Source organism: Fulvivirga aurantia (assembly GCF_009711475.1).
Taxonomy (GTDB): domain Bacteria; phylum Bacteroidota; class Bacteroidia; order Cytophagales; family Cyclobacteriaceae; genus Fulvivirga; species Fulvivirga aurantia.
This window is the reverse complement of record NZ_SMMD01000378.1, coordinates 1-2,162: the sequence shown is the minus strand read 5'-3', so window position 1 is coordinate 2,162 and position 2,162 is coordinate 1. Positions and strand designations below refer to the sequence as shown.

Here is a 2,162-nt window from a genome sequence, read left to right as displayed (position 1 = left end):
GTATCTGTCTGCTGTAAATCGTGGAATTATCCCTTCATTAGGCACTTGTACTGATACAGATTTAGTGGTACAGCTACTATTTCCACAGCCATCAGTTACACATAGTTCAACTGGATAGTTTCCATTTGCGCTATAATTAGTAACCGGCTGTTCTAACGTACTTGTATTGCCATTTCCAAAATCCCAACTAAAGGAAACCCCACTCGCACAACCATATTGAGACGTATTGCTAAACGATACCGTAGAGTTAACAAATACAGGATTGTTAAATTCAAAATCTGCTACAGGGTCGAGAGGGTTTGAACCTCCCCCACTACCGTCTTCACTAACACTGACGGTTTGTGATGGAGAAACATCTGTCTTCCCATTTTCATCTGTTACAGTTAATGTGACCTGATAACTACCCTCATCTGTAAATTCAATATCTGCAAGATTAGAAAATGCTGTTCCTGTCTTGAAATACCATCCGGTTGAAGGGGTTAGATTCCACTGATAATCTTGTATAACACCAGTTGAAGATCTACCATCTAAAGTCACTAACAATGGTGTGCTGCCTATTGAGGAAGATAGATTTGCTATGGCATTAAGATCATTAGATACTATGACATCGGTTGTATAAGTATCTAGTTCTACTCCCCTACCTACAGTTAAAGAAACAGAGTAAATCCCTTCAGTGCTGTAGGTATGATATTGTTGAGGGTGATAATATGATTTAGTGTAGTAATTACCATCACCAAATTCCCAATGCATATAATCAATCTCAGATGATGGAGTGGACATACTTGTAAAAAGTACGCCTAACGCATCATTTTCATGCATTTCCGCTCTAAAGTCAGAAATTAATGGACAGGAAACGGAACTGCGACCAGTACTTGAACCCCCACAACTGTTCCCTATATTGAAAGAGTGGCGAGTGTCTGTTCCATATGAAACCACACCTTCATTCGCCCAGGTACCATCTGAGTTTCGATGCGGTAAATCATCATAATTAGCACTTACGTCATTACCGTTAAAAGCCACAAGTTGATTTCCCGCTAGGTCTTCTGCATTAATCTCAATAATCTGTGTAGGATCATCACTGCTATCGAAGGTAAAAGCTGGAATTCTGAAGGTAAATTCTTTTAAGTCGGCAGTGTAAGTTTCTGCCTGGTATATAACACCATTAACCGTAATTTCAGGACCATTATAACTACTTGGAATGGTCTCATCATAATACAGAGGTTCACTTGCTGTCACTATAATCTCTACATCTCCACTAGTTTCTACATTTTCATTGTAAGTTGCGTTGTAAGAGATGGTCTGACTCGTGGAATTATTAGCCCACCCCCCGCTATAATGTGTTATAGGCACTCCGAAATACTCACTCACTACCTGTACTTTTTCAATATATGGTTTAAAGTTGTCGATTATAACATTAATGTCCCTGCATTCAGAAGTATTATTCGGGTTATCCGCAAAATCTACATCATATGCTTCTAATCTTAATATGTATTTGGAGTCAGGGTATTCCGCACCTTCTTCAAATGTTGCATCCATTTCACTTCTATTTGATAAATCCCAATTTTCAGTTTTATCTTTTTTTAACCGTGTGTTAAAAAATCTATCAGAAATATCATCATTTCCACAATTGGCAGGACAACTAGTTACTATATGGATGGACGGGTTAGGATAAGCAATGGTGCCAGATGTAGGATGAAAAACATTTACTGCTTTGGTATTATCAGGCACACGATCAAACTCCAGACTATAATCATACAGGTTTACCTCATCTAAAGTTAAAAGTCTATAGGTTATACCATAAGGCGCAAGTTGACCGACAGGGTTTCCATTCGCATCTGATGCCCCACTTCCATCCGTTAAAACGTGCGGATCAATGGCATGGGCTACGATATCAATTTTATCATAAATTATTGTATAAGATACGTTATTTATATTTTGTTGATCTGTTAAGTTTAACTCTGCATGATTTAGAGTGTTATGACGAAGTCCGTTTTGGTAAAATTGAACACCGCTTTCAATGTAAGTATCTATAAAAACTGGTATTCCTGTATCAGCATCGATGTATGGATTTAGGTTATCATGAGCAAAAACAGTGTTATTCTCTTGTAGATGAAGATGCGGGGTAATATCAGTTGAAATTAACTCACCAAGATAGGTACCTT

1 protein-coding gene is annotated in these 2,162 nt (G+C 37.9%); it reads right to left on the bottom strand.

The annotated features are described in order from the left end of the window. Positions 1 to 2,162, bottom strand: a 2,162-nt coding sequence (locus tag E1176_RS02005; RefSeq protein ID WP_155208904.1) for a PKD domain-containing protein, incomplete at both ends; no start/stop codon positions are given.